22 protein-coding genes are annotated in these 16,793 nt (G+C 39.4%); 1 reads left to right on the top strand and 21 read right to left on the bottom strand.

Translation table 11 applies throughout. The annotated features are described in order from the left end of the window. Window positions 1–189 precede the first annotated feature (189 nt). From FS608_RS26865 to metG, 9 genes are all read right to left on the bottom strand, one after another. On the bottom strand, window positions 190–375 hold the full coding sequence (locus FS608_RS26865) for a small, acid-soluble spore protein, alpha/beta type (protein WP_144555606.1): 186 nt from the start codon (window positions 373–375) through the stop codon (window positions 190–192). 163 nt (window positions 376–538) lie between these two features. Further along, window positions 539–802: a biofilm formation stimulator Veg gene (gene veg, locus FS608_RS26860; protein ID WP_066249244.1), complete on the bottom strand. Its 264-nt coding sequence runs from the start codon at window positions 800–802 to the stop codon at window positions 539–541. Window positions 803–1,009: 207 nt separating this feature from the next. Further along, window positions 1,010–1,897 (bottom strand): sporulation peptidase YabG, encoded by an 888-nt coding sequence (gene yabG, locus FS608_RS26855; protein ID WP_144555605.1) that lies wholly within the window; start codon window positions 1,895–1,897, stop codon window positions 1,010–1,012. 119 nt (window positions 1,898–2,016) lie between these two features. Next, entirely contained in the window at window positions 2,017–2,145 is a 129-nt protein-coding gene (locus FS608_RS31505; RefSeq protein ID WP_260871837.1) for a hypothetical protein, read from the bottom strand. A gap of 31 nt (window positions 2,146–2,176) precedes the next feature. After that, complete coding sequence (rsmA, locus tag FS608_RS26850) at window positions 2,177–3,058, bottom strand: 16S rRNA (adenine(1518)-N(6)/adenine(1519)-N(6))-dimethyltransferase RsmA (RefSeq protein ID WP_144555604.1); 882 nt, start codon at window positions 3,056–3,058, stop codon at window positions 2,177–2,179. Further along, complete coding sequence (gene rnmV, locus FS608_RS26845) at window positions 3,051–3,611, bottom strand: ribonuclease M5 (RefSeq protein WP_144555603.1); 561 nt, start codon at window positions 3,609–3,611, stop codon at window positions 3,051–3,053. Before rnmV ends, rsmA begins: the two co-directional genes overlap by 8 nt. 227 nt (window positions 3,612–3,838) lie before the next feature. Beyond that, window positions 3,839–5,023: a G5 and 3D domain-containing protein gene (locus FS608_RS26840; protein WP_144555602.1), complete on the bottom strand. Its 1,185-nt coding sequence runs from the start codon at window positions 5,021–5,023 to the stop codon at window positions 3,839–3,841. A 235-nt stretch (window positions 5,024–5,258) separates the two neighbouring features. Continuing rightward, a complete protein-coding gene (locus FS608_RS26835; RefSeq protein WP_144555601.1) occupies window positions 5,259–6,026 on the bottom strand; it encodes a TatD family hydrolase in 768 nt (255 codons plus the stop codon). 225 nt (window positions 6,027–6,251) lie between these two features. Further along, window positions 6,252–8,237, bottom strand: coding sequence for a methionine--tRNA ligase (gene metG, locus FS608_RS26830; protein ID WP_144555600.1), 1,986 nt, complete (start codon window positions 8,235–8,237; stop codon window positions 6,252–6,254). 483 nt (window positions 8,238–8,720) lie between these two features. Here metG and FS608_RS26825 point away from each other — a divergent pair, with 483 nt between their 5' ends. Then, on the top strand, window positions 8,721–9,005 hold the full coding sequence (locus tag FS608_RS26825; protein ID WP_026565480.1) for a transition state genes transcriptional regulator AbrB: 285 nt from the start codon (window positions 8,721–8,723) through the stop codon (window positions 9,003–9,005). Window positions 9,006–9,058: 53 nt separating this feature from the next. Here the strand turns inward: FS608_RS26825 and rsmI are convergent, their stop codons facing one another. From rsmI to FS608_RS30975, 12 genes are all read right to left on the bottom strand, one after another. Further along, on the bottom strand, window positions 9,059–9,931 hold the full coding sequence (gene rsmI / locus FS608_RS26820; RefSeq protein ID WP_144555599.1) for a 16S rRNA (cytidine(1402)-2'-O)-methyltransferase: 873 nt from the start codon (window positions 9,929–9,931) through the stop codon (window positions 9,059–9,061). Next, window positions 9,909–10,196 carry a GIY-YIG nuclease family protein gene (locus FS608_RS26815; RefSeq protein WP_144555598.1) on the bottom strand — a complete coding sequence of 96 codons (288 nt, stop codon included), beginning with the start codon at window positions 10,194–10,196 and terminating at the stop codon, window positions 9,909–9,911. Before FS608_RS26815 ends, rsmI begins: the two co-directional genes overlap by 23 nt. Beyond that, window positions 10,183–10,935 (bottom strand): tRNA1(Val) (adenine(37)-N6)-methyltransferase, encoded by a 753-nt coding sequence (locus FS608_RS26810; RefSeq protein WP_186328912.1) that lies wholly within the window; start codon window positions 10,933–10,935, stop codon window positions 10,183–10,185. Before FS608_RS26810 ends, FS608_RS26815 begins: the two co-directional genes overlap by 14 nt. Window positions 10,936–10,987: 52 nt before the next feature. Next, window positions 10,988–11,359: a DNA replication initiation control protein YabA gene (gene yabA / locus FS608_RS26805; protein WP_026565484.1), complete on the bottom strand. Its 372-nt coding sequence runs from the start codon at window positions 11,357–11,359 to the stop codon at window positions 10,988–10,990. Window positions 11,360–11,372: 13 nt separating this feature from the next. After that, complete coding sequence (locus tag FS608_RS26800) at window positions 11,373–12,200, bottom strand: PSP1 domain-containing protein (RefSeq protein WP_098576747.1); 828 nt, start codon at window positions 12,198–12,200, stop codon at window positions 11,373–11,375. Further along, window positions 12,193–13,200 (bottom strand): DNA polymerase III subunit delta', encoded by a 1,008-nt coding sequence (holB, locus tag FS608_RS26795; RefSeq protein ID WP_144555596.1) that lies wholly within the window; start codon window positions 13,198–13,200, stop codon window positions 12,193–12,195. The genes FS608_RS26800 and holB overlap by 8 nt, the downstream gene beginning before the upstream one ends. A gap of 38 nt (window positions 13,201–13,238) precedes the next feature. After that, window positions 13,239–13,391: a hypothetical protein gene (locus FS608_RS30980; protein ID WP_222127413.1), complete on the bottom strand. Its 153-nt coding sequence runs from the start codon at window positions 13,389–13,391 to the stop codon at window positions 13,239–13,241. A gap of 2 nt (window positions 13,392–13,393) precedes the next feature. Further along, window positions 13,394–13,723: a cyclic-di-AMP receptor gene (locus tag FS608_RS26790; protein ID WP_144555595.1), complete on the bottom strand. Its 330-nt coding sequence runs from the start codon at window positions 13,721–13,723 to the stop codon at window positions 13,394–13,396. A 109-nt stretch (window positions 13,724–13,832) separates the two neighbouring features. Next, entirely contained in the window at window positions 13,833–14,468 is a 636-nt protein-coding gene (tmk, locus tag FS608_RS26785) for a dTMP kinase (protein ID WP_144555594.1), read from the bottom strand. A 33-nt stretch (window positions 14,469–14,501) separates the two neighbouring features. Beyond that, a complete protein-coding gene (locus tag FS608_RS26780) occupies window positions 14,502–15,941 on the bottom strand; it encodes an aminotransferase class I/II-fold pyridoxal phosphate-dependent enzyme (RefSeq protein ID WP_144555593.1) in 1,440 nt (479 codons plus the stop codon). A gap of 93 nt (window positions 15,942–16,034) precedes the next feature. Next, window positions 16,035–16,253, bottom strand: a complete 219-nt coding sequence (locus tag FS608_RS26775; RefSeq protein ID WP_098576744.1) for a sigma factor G inhibitor Gin — start codon at window positions 16,251–16,253, stop codon at window positions 16,035–16,037. Between the two features lie 317 nt (window positions 16,254–16,570). Beyond that, window positions 16,571–16,793 (bottom strand): hypothetical protein (locus FS608_RS30975; RefSeq protein WP_222127412.1); only part of this gene is annotated, 223 nt, incomplete at its 5' end.

Raw genomic sequence — 16,793 nt, 5'->3', positions numbered from 1 at the left:
TTTTACCACAAAATGATAAAAGTAAGACGTGAGATATACGAAATCCTATCAAATTTCATAATTTATTATATATTTTATAAAAATAAAGTCAGATTTTGGAGAAAAAAAAGACCAGAGGAACATGTTCCTCTGGTCTCGCTGCAGTATGTGATTGATTAAAATTATAAGCGGAAGTGCCTTTTTTAGAAGTTAACCTCTAGGACTCCGATTGGCTAACTGTTCTTGTGCAAGTTCAACGGCACGCTTAACCATATTCCCTGCATCTTTTGCCTTTATGCCGCCCCATCCTTCTTTTTGAACAACATCATAAAATCCAAGTTCCTTTGCCAACTCTTCTTTAAAGTGACTGGACATTATTCCTCTTCTTCTGCCCATCTAAACAACCCCTTTCATACTGCAGCATTATTAGTATGGGAAAGAAATTGGTATTTATGATGGATTACATTGCACGATCTCTCTATAATCAGCTAGTAACTTTCGCTTTTATAAATAGCAAAAAGCAGTAAACATTCGTTTACTGCTGCAGATTGCTTATATACTAATTTAAGGCTAAATGTCCTGATGCATCTTCGTAGAAAGTGATTTGAACTGTTTCTGTTAATACATCCGCATAGCTGTAAGAAACACGTTCGAATGAGTTTTCATCCTGATCTAATTCAATAACAAAAACAGATGGATAAGTTTCTGCTAAAACACCGGAACGTTCAATGGTTTTTCTACGTCCACCATTGGCTTTAAGCAGTAATCTTTTCCCTAAATTTGTGTCAAGAGCCTTCTTAATATCGGCTAAGGTTTTTGGCATTCGGTCCACCTCACTGTGTAAAGTATAACACACTGACATAGTTATGTCAAACAAAAACATAAATTATATCAGTCAAACAAAAAGATTGTCAATATGTTTTGTTCTACTTTTTCTACTAAAATTCAACATTTTTAGCTTGCCTTAAATTGCGAGGGAATATGTATCGGCCATAAAATAAAAAAATAAGCCTTTTCATATTGGAAAGGCTTATTCATCTTCCTCTTCTTGGATTGGCCGATAAGGCATCCCTGTTCTTAACACTCCCTTTGTGTCAATCCCGCCAAGTCCCTTTTCACCTGTTAAGGTATTCCGTAATACATCCCATACGTTGATTCGTTCCATGAAAGGTGTAAAGCTTATTTTAGCAACAATATACACCGGGTCCAGTGCATGAATGTTAATCCTTTCTGGTGAACTAGCGAAATTTGCCCCGGCGTGAATCAATGATTCAAAATGTGATTGACACGCACCAGCAAAGATGACGAGCTGATCCAAGTGGGGGATTCTTTTCCGTGCTTCCTTAACCGTTTGAACAAAATGTTTTGAATGACGGTACGCATTAATATCTGTCATCTTCCCTTTTGCTTTTGAATATGCATCATGACCAGTGATCACGAGAATATCGGGACGATAAGTATCAATCAGGGCACCAATTCGCTCAGGCATTTCCTTTTCGTTACAGTGTATACCCATAACAGGTATCCCCACTTTTTCATATACCGTCATACATTTCTTTAAATAGGATGGATCACCATCTAGATGGAGAACCCTCCCCGGCATTTGAAAATAATTACTTGGTTTTGCATAGCCGCCAGTCGCCGCGTATTCCTGCCGGTGCTTGATTAATTCTACATCTTGAGTAAACAGCCGAAATGACTGCTCTTCCAATGTCCGGTATTCATTCTTCAGCTTGGCTCTTTGATTATGGTCAATAACAACCAAATCCTCGTATGGGGCATCTGCTACGAGGCGGAAATCCTCTCCATATAGGACTGCAAACTTCTGGTCATTTATTTTTCGGACATCAATTATACGAAAGAGAATATCACAGTTATACGAGCTTCTGCCGACAATATCATTTATCTTTATATCCACTGTCGTCACTCCAATAAGACCAGCAAATAGGCCTAAATAAGGTTTCTCTCATAGGCTATGCATCTACCTAACTTTTTGTGAAAAGGTCCATTAATTTAGTCTGTTGATTGGCGCTCCAGTCACTTCGCTTTCCGCGGGCGTGCCGGCGAGCCTCCTCGTCGCTTTGCTCCTGCGGGGTCTCCCCTGCCCCGTACTCCCGCAGGAGTCTTCGTGCCTTCCGCGCCAATCAACAGTGTGTCGAAATTCACATAGTAAAAAAAATAGACCCTTTGCGAGGGTCTATTGGAAAAACGGATATAATTCTTCGCTTAAACGGCCAAATTCTTCTAGGGATAGGGTCTCGCCTCTTCGGGTAGGATCTATCCCACTGGCACTTAGGGCTTGAAGGATTTCCTCCTTTTTTTGTTTTCCATCTGGCAGCTGGCTTGTTAGATTATTAAGCAGGGTTTTCCGGCGTTGTGCAAAACTTGCCCTTGTCACTTGGAAAAAGAACGCTTCATCGGTCACTTTAACCGCTGGTTGTTCCCTCTTTGTCAATCGAATAACTGCTGAATCAACATTTGGCTGTGGGACAAATACTGTTTTTGGGACAATCATGACTGTCTCAGCCTCTGTGTAATACTGAACAGCGATGGAAAGAGAACCATAATCTTTTGTCCCAGGCTTTGCTGAAATACGGTCTGCCACCTCTTTTTGAAGCATACAAACAATCCCGCGGATTGGCAAATGCTCTTCAAGAAGTTTCATAATGATTGGCGTAGTCACATAATAAGGTAAATTAGCTACAACCATAACATCGGTAATTTCAGCGAATTCTTCTGTGATGACTTCGGCAACGTCTGCTTCTAGCACATCGTTATGAATGATATTTACATTTTGATATGGTGATAACGTATCCTTTAAGATAGGTAATAACCGTTGATCGATCTCAAATGCAACCACCTTTTTACTCGTCCGGGCCAGCTGCTCAGTAAGCGCACCAATACCTGGTCCGATTTCAATCGCACCAGAATCTTCTGTGAGATCCGCAAAACTGACAATCTTTTTTAAAATATTTGTATCGATTAAAAAGTTTTGACCAAGGCTCTTCTTAAATGAAAAACCGTATTTATTTAAAATTTCTTTTGTCCTTACCGGGGTAGCAATATCTTTGTTATTCATGTAGTTCCTCCTGACGTACAACCCTTAGTGCTTCTGAAAATTCTTGTTTACTGATTTGGAACATCATTAAGCGCTTATGGAGCTGTTTCCCATTTGTATATCCTATTTTTAAAAATTCACCCAGGATGATTCTTCTCTCTTTCGCTCCTTCGCCGCCAACAAGTCCAGCGGTAAGTAAGTCCTCTTGTGTTATTTCTTCTGTATACGTCTCACTCATAACCTGGGCATCCTTTAGTGCCTCTTGAATTGCTTCTGGACTGGCATGCTCCACACCAAGGCTTTCGCTGACTTTTCCCATCGCCGCTTCCTTTGTTAAAAAAGCATGTTTACAACCAGGGACAGCTTCAGCAATTGTCTTCCTAATTTTCTCACCAGGAAAATCGGGATCGGTAAAGATGATTACGCCTCTTGTCTCTTGCGCACGCCGTACCTTTTCTATGGTAGTCCCATTTACAGCCGACCCATTTGTTTCAATTGTATCAGCATTAACTGCTCGTTTAATCGCTGTTGTATCATCCTTGCCCTCAACAACAATAATTTCTTTAATCTTCATTTTGTTAATGTAGGCCTCCGTAATAAAAAAATAAAAAATTGAAAAAAACTTGAAACATTTTTGTAATGTCCCTCGTCTATATTATCAAACAGATTCATACAATTAAGTAAGAAAAGTTTATGCCCACTCTTAACGGGGTATACTAATTTTATAAGTATCGTTGTTAGTATAAAGAAATTTACGAAAAAAGCAAAATGCAGAGGATAGGACCCTCTGCATTAAGGAAATTAATCTAGTACTTTAATTTTCACTTTTTTCCGGCCCCAGCGGTATGCATCACTTTTTGATGGCATGAATAAATCAATGATATATCCCTTAATGGCACCGCCTGTGTCACCCGCCACAGCGTAACCATAACCGTCAACATATACCTTTGATCCAAGCGGAATGATTCTCGGGTCAACCGCGATTACCTTCATGTTCGGATTCGCACGGAGATTAAGTCCGGTTGCTGTTCTTCCTGAACACCCATTGCAATACGCTGTATAGGCAGTTGCAGTCACATAAAACTCTTTTCCCGGCTCATTAGCGGCACCACGGGAAACTTGTATTGATAATTCCTTCGTTCCGACAGCCACAACTTTATCTTGTTTTTCTGCAATCTTCTGCTCACTTATTAATTTTCTAGATACTTCTTTGCCATTTTCAAGCCAGACTTCAAACTGTTTAGAAATGCGGCCCTTTTTACCCTTGGTAATGGTTTTTTCCTTGCCCTTTTCTAAACTTTCATCCTTCTTGGTTACCACAGCAAATTGAACAGGTTCTTCCACTACATCGGTGACTTTTTCAACTCGAATGACGTTAACAACACCATTCTTAGCGATGGTTTCTGTTAATGACGGTTCAACTCGGTCTAGTTGGTTTAGCTTAATGCCCTGTTGTGATAAAAAGTCAGCGACCGTAGCCGAAGTGGCCCAAACTTGTTGCTTTTTACCGCCGTCAACATATGTAAGATGAAACGCCTTCTTTATTCCAACCTTCATCTTATCTTTAATTGCTGCTTGCGGACTAGGTGAGATTTCATCATGCTTGCTCAAAACAATTTTCTGCTCTTTTAGGAGTCCAGCGATAGAATCAGCTGTCGTCCAGATCGTTTTCTTCTCGTTGTCCTTGACAATGTGAACCTGTTTAGCTTGCTTCCATACGACCATAAGGTGGTCCTTCACCTTTGAGTTCGCCTTTGGCTGCAAATAGTCCTGTGAGCGGATGGATACATCCATTTCATCTAATAATTCATTGACTGTATCCGCATGTGTCTTTACGACCTTTTGCTGATTGTTAAGAGTGATGGCAACAGTTTTCTTTGACCCTTCATAAAAAAGAATTCCAAGAGATGTCAACAAAACTACGAAACTAGCAAAAGCAATGGTCAATGTCTTCCGGCTCAAAGACTGGGGAAACAGGTTTTTCATGGTATTGAATACGATGAAAAACGCCTCCTTTTCTTAGAGAGATTAATGAACCATGCTGTCGGCTGTCTATCCTTGCATACTCTGCGAGGGTATTTCTAATTATGCACAAAGTTAGAATATTTGCAAAGAGAAACTTCTCGACACGGTTATCCTATGTAGAAAAGGAGACGTGTAGAACTTTTTGTTATCATTAAATTTTAAGACAAGCTTCCACTCACTTCGACAAATTTCCCTATCATTTTATGGCGAATAATTTTTTAGCATTTCGTGTCGTTGCTTCCGCCACTTCTTCGAATGTCAACCCTTTTATTTCGGCAATTTGTTCAGCTACTAGTTTTACATAACTAGGCTCATTCCTTTTTCCACGGTACGGATGGGGAGCTAAATAAGGGCAATCCGTTTCGATTAACAGCCTATCTAAAGGTACTTCAGCTGCTACTTCTTTCGGCTTTTTAGCATTTTTAAAGGTCACTGGACCACCTAAAGATATGTAGAAGTTCATTTTGACACATTCCATCGCCACTTCAGGACTGCCGCTAAAGCAGTGCATAATACCGCCTACCTCTTCTGCACCTTCTTCCTTTAAAATTCCCACGATATCTGCGGTAGCTTCGCGATTATGAATAACGATCGGCAGTTTCACCTTTTTAGCCAGCCTAATTTGTTTCCGGAAAACCTCCTTTTGAATATCCTTCGGAGATTTGTCCCAGTGATAATCCAAGCCCATTTCACCAATCGCAACAACCTTTGGATGGGCAGTTAATTCTTCTATCCACACTAAATCTTCTTCCGTCATGTCAATCGCATCAACTGGATGCCAGCCAACACAAGCATAAATAAAGTCATAGGTTTCAGCTAATTGCATAGCTCGCTCTATGGTTGGACGATCAAATCCGACAACCACCATATGGGTGACTCCTTCACGTTCCGCTCTTCCAATCACTTCTTCTAAGTCTTCGTTAAACTGGGTATCATTTAAATGTGCATGTGTGTCGAATAGCATAATAACCTAGAACCTCGTTTCCTTATTTTTCTCTAAATTGTGCACTTAAGGCTGTTTAATGTCAAAAGATAAAATAAAAAAGGAAATGTCCCGAAATTTGTTTCACGTGGAACATCTAAAGGCGGAAGCGCCTTGATCAGTGGCTTATGCCCCCGAGCCCTAGGCACTGTAGCTGGATATAACCAAAAGTAAAAGCGCCCTTATCAGGCGCCTTAACCTATATTATTATTTTACTTTAGCACCGTTTGCTAATGTCTGGTCGACTGTTGCCAGGGAAAGTTGGCCATCTTTTGAGCCAGCTAAGATCATGCCCTGTGACAATTCACCGCGCAGTTTGACAGGTTTTAGATTCGTAATACAAATCACCTTACGGCCGACTAATTCTTCGGGCTTATAATATTGAGCAATTCCTGAAACAACTTGACGTTTTTCATACCCTAAATCAAGTTGAAGTTTAAGGAGTTTATCTGCTTTTTTAATCGGCTCCGCTTGAATGACCTCAGCGACGCGCAAATCAATTTTCATGAAATCATCAATCGCAATTTCAGCTATTTCTTCAGGTTGTTCTTCTGGCTTTTCTTCTGGCTTTTCTTCTTTCTTTTCTTCCGCTGCTGGGGCTGGGGCTGAGCCTTGCATTTTCGTCTTAATAAAGTCTACTTCTTCAGCAATTTCAAGCCTTGGGAAGATTGGCGCAGCCTTCTCAACCTTTGTTCCATTTGGAATCAAGCCAAAATCAGCAAGGCTTTCCCATGCTTTTAACGATTCCTCTTGAATACCCAACTGTGCAAAAATCGCATTTGGCGTACGTGTTAGGAACGGTTGTAGTAAAATAGCAATTCTACGTAATGATTCAGCCAAATGGACCATTACACTAGCTAGTTCCACGCGATTAGCCTCGTCCTTCGCTAATGTCCACGGTTTAGTTTCATCAATATATTTATTGGTTCGGCTGACTAATTGCCAAATCGCTGTTAGCGCTACAGAGAATTCCATTTTCTCCATTGCTTCCTCATATTTATGAACAGTTTCTTGATTCACTTGCAGGAGTGACGCATCAAATTCACTTACAGAACCAGCATAATCAGGAATAACCCCGTTAAAATACTTTTCAATCATCGCAACGGTACGATTTAAAAGATTTCCAAGATCGTTTGCTAAGTCAAAATTAATTCGTTCAACAAATCCTTCTGGTGTAAAGACGCCATCTGCTCCAAATGGAACTTCTCTTAATAGATAATAACGAAGAGCATCGAGACCATAACGGTCAATCAGGGTGACAGGGTCAACCACATTCCCCTTCGATTTGGACATTTTTCCATCTTTCATTAACAACCAGCCGTGGGCAAAAACCTTCTTTGGAAGTGGAAGATCTAAAGCCATGAGCATAATTGGCCAGTAGATAGTATGGAAACGAACAATTTCCTTCCCAACAAGATGTACATCAGCTGGCCAATAGTTTTTGTATTTAGCATCATTTTCAGTCCCAAACCCGAGTGCTGTGATATAGTTAGACAGTGCATCAATCCAAACATAGATAACGTGTTTTGGATCGCCAGGCACCTTTACTCCCCAATCAAACGTTGTCCTCGATACAGCTAAGTCTTCTAAACCTGGCTTGATAAAGTTATTAATCATCTCATTCTTACGGGATTCAGGCTGGATAAAATCAGGATTCTCCTCATAATACTGCAATAGACGATCAACATATTTACTCATTCTGAAAAAGTAAGATTCTTCTTTAACCTTTTCAACTGGTCTGCCACAATCCGGACAATTCCCATCCACTAGCTGCCGGTCAGTAAAAAAGGATTCACACGGTGTACAATACCAGCCTTCATACTGATCGAGATAAATATCTCCTTGTTCAAGGAGTCTTGCAAAGATTTTTTCGACAACCTGTTTATGCCTATCCTGAGTTGTCCGAATAAAATCATCATAGGAAATATCAAGTTTATTCCATAACTCTTGAATACCATCAACAATTTCATCCACATACTGTTGCGGAGTAATCCCCGCCTCTTCTGCCTTCCGTTGGATCTTTTGTCCATGCTCATCCGTCCCAGTTAAGTACATAACATCAAAGCCGCGCAACCGCTTATATCGTGCCATCGCATCGCCTGCAACAGTTGTATAAGCATGCCCAATATGTAAATTTCCACTAGGATAGTAAATCGGTGTCGTCAGGTAAAAAGTCTTTAATTTATTCTCCATATTGTATCCCTCCAATGGTTGGCGAGTGCACAACCCTATTAAACCATTATTGCCTGTTTTTCCCGTCTCTATCATCAAAATATACCTAAAATTCAACTTTTGTGCAAGGAGACACGCGATCGTTAACTTCCAGATTTTTAAAATTATTAACTATTACACCCATAAACGCTTTACGTACTTCGAAGTATTTGTAGTTCAATAGTAACAAAATATGCAGGAATTTGTCGAATGTTATCAAGTCGAACGAATGTTCCTACTAAAAAACAATAATATTATTATGGTAGTTTTTAGTAAATCTTCAGATAAAATGTTGCCAAATCAACACTTATTTAACGTAAACTTTTGTACTATTATTTTTCATAATTTAATAATTGACGGATATGGGAATTTCTTGTATTATAGGGTTATGAAAAATTTGTCGAATAATGACGAAGAAATAGATAGAGAAAAAAATATGTTTATAATATGAGAGGAGCAGTAAAAATGAAATCTACAGGTATCGTTCGTAAAGTTGATGAGTTAGGCCGTGTGGTTATTCCAATCGAATTAAGACGTACTCTTGGTATCGCTGAAAAAGATGCTCTTGAAATTTATGTGGATGATGAGCGTATCATCTTAAAGAAATACAAGCCAAATATGACTTGCCAAGTAACAGGAGAAGTATCTGATGATAATTTATCTCTTGCTGGCGGTAAATTGATTCTAAGCCGTGAAGGTGCAGAACAATTAATTCAAGAAATCCAAAACAATTTTGAATTAGTAAAATAAGAACAAGCTCCAGCACTTTGCTGGAGCTTTTATATTGTTCAAATGATCACTTATCATTCGACATGGTAGGCTTGATACACATCTCTTTTATTCATATCTCGGTCTTTCGCCGTTAGCTTAATCGCTTCCTTTGAAGGAATATTTTTTTCAGAAATATAATGATTAACATGTTCTTCAAGTGTTAAGTTTTGCCACCAGCTCGGTGCTTCCTCCTGCTGCTGATCTGTGCCTTCAACTATTAAACAAAACTCCCCGCGAATTTCATCCTGATTAGTCCAGGCGATTACTTCATCGATTGTTCCTCGAATAAATTCCTCATACTTTTTCGTTAATTCCCTGCATATGGCCACATTCCGATTTCCCAGCACATCAACCATAATTGATAAGGTTTCTTTTAACCGGTGCGGAGATTCATAGAAGATTAACGTTGCTGACTGCCACTTTAAAGCTTCTAATTCCAAACGCTTCTCCTTTTTATTTCGATTTAAAAATCCAAAAAAGTAAAATGGCTGACACGGCAACCCTGAAGCAATTAATGAGGTCAATGCGGCGTTTGCACCTGGCAAAGGAACCACTGTTACCTTTTCCCGCGTAGCGGCTAACACTAACTCATAACCAGGGTCAGAAATTGCAGGCATACCCGCATCACTTACAAGGGCAATTTTTAACCCTTCCTTTACCTTTTGAATCAATTTATCACCGCTTGTTTCTTTATTGTGTTCATGATAACTGACCACAGGTGTTCCAATTTCAAAGTAATTGCACAGTTTCTTTGTATTTCGGGTATCTTCAGCAGCAATTAGGTCTGCCTCTTTTAATAATCGAATGGCCCGGAAACTCATATCTTCTAAATTCCCTATAGGGGTAGGGATTAGATATAAAATCCCTTTTGTTGCCTCATTTTCAAAGCTCTTTTGCTGCCACATGGCTATCACCTGTTTCTCTTATTAAGAATTCATCTTTTTTCTTTCTAGTTAATTGTTTGAAATTGTATTCTGCCCTTAGTGCATCGCCTTTATTTTCATAACATTGATAGTATGTAAGTTCGACTGGTCCCCGACCCCGTGTATACTTTGCCCCTTTTCCTTCATTATGCATCTTGATCCGCTTTTCCAGATTATTCGTGTATCCACCATACAAACTCCCGTCCTTACAGGTAAGCACATAAAAGAAATGTTCATTTTTCTCCATATAGAATCTCTTTAATTTCTGAAGTATATTCATTAGTTTCATTATAGACAAATAATGGTGGGAGAATTTTTAAATCTGGACTGCCATCCTTAATCGCTTCTATCAAAAGAGTATTTGCTTCTTTTCCCTTCTTCGGATAAACAAATTGAATCCGTTTTGGTTCAAGCCGGTATTCTCTCATCAATGTAATGATATCCAACAGTCGACCAGGCCGGTGGACAAAGGCCACCTTTCCGCCTTGTTTCACTAATTGACTCGAGGCCTTAACCGCGTCCTCTAATGTGCAAAGAATTTCATGGCGAGCGATGGCTAGATGTTCATTCGGGTTCATTTCTTCCTTAGAAGGTGTAGTAAAATAGGGTGGATTACATGTAACAACATCAAATTTGCCATGCCCCAGTTGCTTATGAATCTCCTTGATGTCACCATGAATCATTTTCAGCCGGCTCTCTAGCTGATTATATTCAATACTTCGGACGGCCATATCGTACAATCGTTCCTGTATTTCAACGCCAGTTATTTGTCCTTTCGTACGTGCACTTAAAAATAAAGGAATCACACCATTCCCGCTGCATAGGTCAATTAAGTTTCCTTTTTGAATCGGAACATAAACAAATCTTGCAAGTAAAACTGCATCAAGGGAAAAGGCAAAAACGGACGGACTTTGGATAATCCGTAAGTTTTCTGCTAACAAATAATCTAACCGCTCATCTTCCTTTAAGTTAACCAAGGTTTCCATCCTCCAACAAAATGTATGAAAATAGAGGCTGATTATTTTCAGCCTCTTAAAGTTATTTCTTATTTAGAAAGGAAAGGCAGAATAAACAATCGCCTTCTTTGCGCAAACTTCCAAAATGAAGGTTACAAATATGAAAACCTTCTTGATATAGACGGGCAAGGTTATCATATCCTTCCCCTACATCAAATGGCTTTACACCAGACGTCTCGGGTACTGATGACCCTTTTTTATTCTCTGTTTCTTTCTTTTCCTCTTCGGTTGTTACATCTAGACGGCGTCTCAAATGTTCATTTTCGAGCTTTAAATAATGATTCTCTTCTAGTATCTCGGCTAAATGCTGCTTTAATTCTCCTAGCTTTTGGTAAAGATGGCCAATTTGTGTTTCCATATTACTTACTGATTCAAATATTTCTTTTTTATCCACGGCTTCCACCTCGTTAATCTGTGGATTGTATAGAAAAGGCACCTTCTTTATTGATTTCCTCCAAGGTATACTCCAGAACGCGTTCCTGTTCCTTCAGTTCAACCTGTAGTACCCGCTCTAATATATTTAATCCTACTACTTTTCCTTTACCTTGCGGTGTTTCAATGATTTCCCCTAAATCCGGCAGCAATGCTTTAGCAGATTCATATTCATCATTTTCATATTTTAAACAGCACATCAATCTGCCGCACAATCCGGATATTTTTGTAGGATTTAATGATAGGTTTTGGTCCTTTGCCATTTTGATCGAAACGGGATCGAAATCCCCTAAGAAGGTGGAACAGCATAACATTCTTCCACATGGACCAATACCGCCTAGCATTTTCGCTTCATCACGGACACCAATCTGGCGTAATTCAATTCTCGTCCGGAAAATAGCTGCTAAATCCTTTACAAGTTCACGGAAATCAACTCTTCCATCAGCAGTAAAATAGAAGATCACTTTGTTTCGATCAAATGTATATTCAACATCGACTAGTTTCATATCCAGCTGATGCTCATTCACTTTTTCATTACAAACCTCATAAGCTTCTTTTGCTGCTTGCTTATTCTCTTCAACGATCATCTTATCCTTCGGGTCGGCAATTCTAACCACTTTTTTGAGTGGAAGGACAACATCATGCTCCTCAACCTGTTTACGAGCAATTACTGCTTTGCCATATTCCACTCCACGAACTGTTTCGACAATGACAAAGTCGTCTTTTTCGATGGAGAGTTCCCCTGGATCAAAATAATAGATTTTCCCCGCCTTTTTAAAGCGTACTCCTACAACATCATACAAATGAAGATCCCTCCTGCAATTTTAACACAAGCTGTTCCATCATCAGCTGAGGATTCATATTCCTCTCCAGCTTCCTCTTTGCATCAAGGATAGCTGACATTTGATCCGATATGCGCCGTCCAGATGTATGCAGGGCAAATTGTCGCAGCCGTTCGCTTTCCTCTCGAAAAACAATCTGCTCCTGCCTATCTAATTGTATATATAGTAAATCCTTAAAAATAAGAAGTAAAAGGTCTAAACCACGATGTATCTGTTCTTTCTCTTTAAAGTGTGAAAACCAGTCAGCCTGAAGCGTTACCATTGCTTCTAGCGGATTTTTTTTCAACACCTCATATAATTTTACCACTATTTTTTGGGCTTGTGCAAACCATTCATCGACATTTAAATTTTGGGCTTCTTCTAAACTGTTGGTTAATTGTGCTAGCAATGGAGCCTTCTGCGGTTCTACACCGTTTTCCACCAATTGTTTAATCATCACTTGTGGTGATAATGGATGGAATGTTAGTATTTGGCACCTAGAAAGGATAGTTGGTAATATCTTTTGCGGTTGCTCTGTTAAGAGAAAGGCAACCGTCCCGGGATTTGGTTCCTCTAAGAATTTCAGTAAACTATTGGAAGCACTGACACTCATCTTATCGGCATGAACAAGTAAATAAACCTTTTTCAAAGATTCTAGTCCCTTTTTAGAAAACTCCACCTGCAAGTTTCTAATTTGGTCAACCTTAATCGATAATCCCTCCGGCTCGACAATATGTACGTCGGGATGGTTCCCATGATTGATTCGCCGGCAATTGTTGCATTCCTCGCATGGTCGGTACTGATCAATGATAGCTTCACAAAATAACGATTTTATTAGTAACAAGGCTATTTCCCGCTTACCTGTCCCTCTGATGCCCTCAAGAAGGTATGCATGGGCCACTCGATTTTTCACTAAACTGTTTTTTAACATTTTTAAGACAGTTGGCTGAAGCTCTTCTAGTTGCTCCCATGATTTTCCCAAGTTCATCACTCACTAACTTTATTATAATAACGGATCTATTATTTTAATATTAAAGCGCATTTATATTTGTCTGTTGATTTCCGCTCCAGACACTTTGCTTTCCGCGGGCGGTCCGGGGAGCCTCCCGCAGGAGTCTTCATGCCTTCCGCTCCAATCAACAGAGTGTCAAAATCAGCAAAGCGCTTTAACATAATTAAAAATGCATATATTGTTCGATTGGAAGGACGAATACGGTGGCTCCGCCAACCTCGACTTCAACTGGATATGGAACATACGAATCAGCATTACCGCCCATCGGTGAAACGGGGGCGACTAACTGCTCTCTAGACCTGCAGTTATCCTTAATAATCTGGAGGGCCCGGTCCACGCGGATATCCTCTGTACCAATCATAAAGGTCGTGTTGCCTGACTTAAGGAATCCACCTGTACTAGCTAATTTGGTTGCTCTAAAATTATTATCTACTAGTGCCTTTGATAATCGATTACTATCTTGATCCTGTACGACAGCTATGATCATTTTCATCCGAACCACCCTCTCCTTTTTTATTACTAGTTTCGTTTCCTATATTATAACAGGTAACAGAGCTCCTTACATTCGTAATGACAGATTCTTTAGGATAAAAAAAAGCCCTTTAATAAGGCTTTCTTTTTGCTAGTGATTCTTCGATGATCTTTAACGTTTGCTGAAAAACCTCTTCGACAGTACCTGAGGCATCAATGCACCGTATTCTCTCTGGAAAACGGTCAATTAATAGATGGTATCCCTCACTTACCTTTTTGTGGAATTCCAGGTTTTCTAAATCTAAACGATTGATTTCCCGGCCTGTATTTTTATTGATTCGCTGCAGCCCTAACTCTGGTTCGATATCAAAGTAGATTGTTAACTCAGGCATCAAATTTTCAATTGCAAATTGGTTAATCGCAAACACTTCATCAATTCCCAATCCGCGTGCATAACCTTGGTATGCTAAAGAACTGTCAACAAACCGGTCACACAACACTATTTTCCCTTCATCTAGTGCTGGTTTTACCTTTTCTATTAAATGCTGTCTTCTAGCAGCAGCATAGAGTAATGCTTCTGTCCGTGGGTCCATGGCCGTATTCTCTTTAGCTAATATAACAGCTCGAATCTGTTCTGCGATATCAATACCACCTGGTTCTCGGGTTAGAAGTACATTTTTTCCAAGCTGATTTGCCACCATTTCAATAATGGTTGACTTACCTGCACCATCCGGTCCCTCAAATGTAATAAACGTACCATTATTCATCTATATAAACCTCCAAAACTGTATCACGCTCTCTTAGGCTGTGCAAAAAATCTTTATGCAACCCTCTTTTAATAAAGCTCCTCCTTGAAACCTTGCTCCGGTTTGTAATAGGCGGCTAAGCTGACTAAGCTTGTCATTTGTGATTCTTTCTCCCTTTAACAGCAAAGGAATACCTGGCGGGTATGGAATAATCGTTTCGGCACATACCTCTCCTAGAACTTTAGATATTGGTAGTTCTTCTATCTCTAAATTCTCCATTTCTTTGAAGGTAATCGCTAAATTGGAGATTTTCTGGCTAGCTGTTTCAAATATCTCATAAGAAGCATATACCGACAATCCAGCTAGTGCCTGTTTTATTTTCAAAAGAGTTTCTTTAAACGGAAAGCTTTGCCTGTCTTTAAGTAAGGGCAGAATAAATAGTACATTATTCGGGTCGGCTAATTCTGTAAAAATTGCTGATTCTTCCAGCCGCCTTTGAAGTTCAAATCCACTTAAATGGCATCTAGACTGAATGGTTATTTTTAGAGGATCGCCACTCTCTTTAGGATAGTCAAGCACCCTAATCGCAGGAATATTCGCTAACTCGTTCCTAAAACGTCTGATTTCAGTTAAAAGAAATGTTACATCTTCTTGCGTATATGTACCTAAATAGTTCCTCGCCAAATCCAAGGATGCCATAATCGGATAAGACGGACTGCTTGATTGGAACATAGCAAGGTACTCCTCTAGCTTATTCCTATTGACCATATCACTATTAATATGTAGGTAGGAGCCCATTGTCATTGCTGGGAGAATCTTATGTGCGGATTGAACCACAATGTCTGCACCCAATTGAAGCGCAGAAGGCGGAAATGGAGCTCCAAGAATCAAGTGCGGTCCGTGAGCCTCGTCCACTAGTACAGGAATATTGTGCCGATGTGCTTCATTTATTATTTCTTGTAATGCATATCCCAATCCATAGTAGTTGGGGTAGGTCAGAATGAGTGCCTTTGCATCAGGATATAATTTGATAGATTCTTTGACTGTTTCTAAATCGATTCCAGAGGGAATTTTCCACTCTTGATTAAATTCAGGCTCTAGAAAAATGGGAACCGCTTTTGCTAAACTTAAACCATTTAAAATAGATTTATGACAATTCCTTTGGACGAGGACTTTTTCGCCCTCTTCACATGCTGCCATGATCATTGCTAGATTGCCAACGGTTGAACCATTAACAAGAAAATAACTTTTTCTCGTCTGGTAAAGGTCAGTTAATAGTGCTTCTGCCTCTAGAATCACTCCTTCAGGTGAGTGCAGGTCATCTAAACCCGATAATTCGGTCGCATCTATTTTTAAGATATTCTGGAAATAACGGTAGGCTTCAGGTTGAAGCAATTCACCATATTTATGTCCAGGGACATGAAAGGAAACTGGCCTTTTGTTTATGTGTTGGATTAGAGCATCATATAACGGTGTTTTTGATTGTTTATTCATTCGTTTACTTCCTTCTAAGAGTCTTATCTATTTTAACAAAAAAACAATCCCCTTTCTCATTTGACTGCAAAAAAATAAGCCCATAATGGACTTTTATGAAAAAATTTCTGGAGTTGTAATTTTTTTCAGCTGTTTGAGAAAATATTTATATTTTGGATCCTTTGTATCTGTTTGTATTAAATCATTTTCACATTCTGTACAAATAAACGAAGTATATAGATGTATGCCTTTTGGTTTTAAATTCTCACAAATAACACACATTTCCTGATGATATTTCTGTGCTAAAAATGAACTCAATCCCTCCACCTCCATACATCCATTCTGCCCGGAAGTTTTTAATTGTATACAATTTTTCGAATACTCTTTTTCGCGCCATCTTAATTAATATAGTATGTAGCAGTTCACGTTTGGGTGTATGTCTATTCGCAATTTCTTTGAAAACATTTCGTACTTTTTTACTATTGTTACTGTCCTTATTAAGTAAACACAAAAAAACAACCTTTTGGCTTATACATCGTGACACTTTTTAGTTACGTGCTACTCCTTTTTCCAAGTCTGGGCTCTGTACACCTGTTTAATTATCCGCCAATATTCTTTGGAATCCTTCCGATAGACATTTTTCTATATACTTAGAGAGTTTTGTCCGTCGGGCCCATTCCGATGGACAGTTTTCCTGTTGACGTGTGGAGTTTTGTCCGTCGGTATCCCTTCGATAGACATTTCTCCACCTCACGCATGGAATTTTGTCCGTCGGTATATTTTCCTTTCTCTCCATAACAAAAAAGGACAACCTTTTCAGGTTGTCCTTGATGTGCCTGGCAACGTCCTACTCTCACAGGGACGCGTGTCCCA

The sequence above is a fragment of the Bacillus sp. X1(2014) genome (assembly GCF_007678255.1).
The sequence above is the reverse complement of the archived record's forward strand: the minus strand, read 5'-3'. Positions and strand labels throughout refer to the sequence as shown.

Excerpts from the sequence above, each read along its gene's own strand:
- veg (WP_066249244.1), bottom strand. The coding sequence starts at position 802 with ATGCCAAAAACCTTAGCCGATATTAAGAAGGCTCTTGACACAAATTTA.
- rsmI (WP_144555599.1), bottom strand. The coding sequence starts at position 9,931 with ATGTGGCAGCAAAAGAGCTTTGAAAATGAGGCAACAAAAGGGATTTTA.
- metG (WP_144555600.1), bottom strand. The coding sequence starts at position 8,237 with ATGGAGAATAAATTAAAGACTTTTTACCTGACGACACCGATTTACTAT.
- FS608_RS26825 (WP_026565480.1), top strand. The coding sequence starts at position 8,721 with ATGAAATCTACAGGTATCGTTCGTAAAGTTGATGAGTTAGGCCGTGTG.
- tmk (WP_144555594.1), bottom strand. The coding sequence starts at position 14,468 with ATGAATAATGGTACGTTTATTACATTTGAGGGACCGGATGGTGCAGGT.
- FS608_RS26840 (WP_144555602.1), bottom strand. The coding sequence starts at position 5,023 with ATGAAAAACCTGTTTCCCCAGTCTTTGAGCCGGAAGACATTGACCATT.
- FS608_RS26780 (WP_144555593.1), bottom strand. The coding sequence starts at position 15,941 with ATGAATAAACAATCAAAAACACCGTTATATGATGCTCTAATCCAACAC.
- FS608_RS26775 (WP_098576744.1), bottom strand. The coding sequence starts at position 16,253 with ATGGAGGTGGAGGGATTGAGTTCATTTTTAGCACAGAAATATCATCAG.
- FS608_RS26815 (WP_144555598.1), bottom strand. The coding sequence starts at position 10,196 with ATGGAGAAAAATGAACATTTCTTTTATGTGCTTACCTGTAAGGACGGG.
- FS608_RS26810 (WP_186328912.1), bottom strand. The coding sequence starts at position 10,935 with ATGGAAACCTTGGTTAACTTAAAGGAAGATGAGCGGTTAGATTATTTG.
- FS608_RS26835 (WP_144555601.1), bottom strand. The coding sequence starts at position 6,026 with ATGCTATTCGACACACATGCACATTTAAATGATACCCAGTTTAACGAA.
- rnmV (WP_144555603.1), bottom strand. The coding sequence starts at position 3,611 with ATGAAGATTAAAGAAATTATTGTTGTTGAGGGCAAGGATGATACAACA.
- FS608_RS26865 (WP_144555606.1), bottom strand. The coding sequence starts at position 375 with ATGGGCAGAAGAAGAGGAATAATGTCCAGTCACTTTAAAGAAGAGTTG.
- FS608_RS26790 (WP_144555595.1), bottom strand. The coding sequence starts at position 13,723 with ATGAAAATGATCATAGCTGTCGTACAGGATCAAGATAGTAATCGATTA.
- rsmA (WP_144555604.1), bottom strand. The coding sequence starts at position 3,058 with ATGAATAACAAAGATATTGCTACCCCGGTAAGGACAAAAGAAATTTTA.
- FS608_RS30980 (WP_222127413.1), bottom strand. The coding sequence starts at position 13,391 with ATGTTAAAGCGCTTTGCTGATTTTGACACTCTGTTGATTGGAGCGGAA.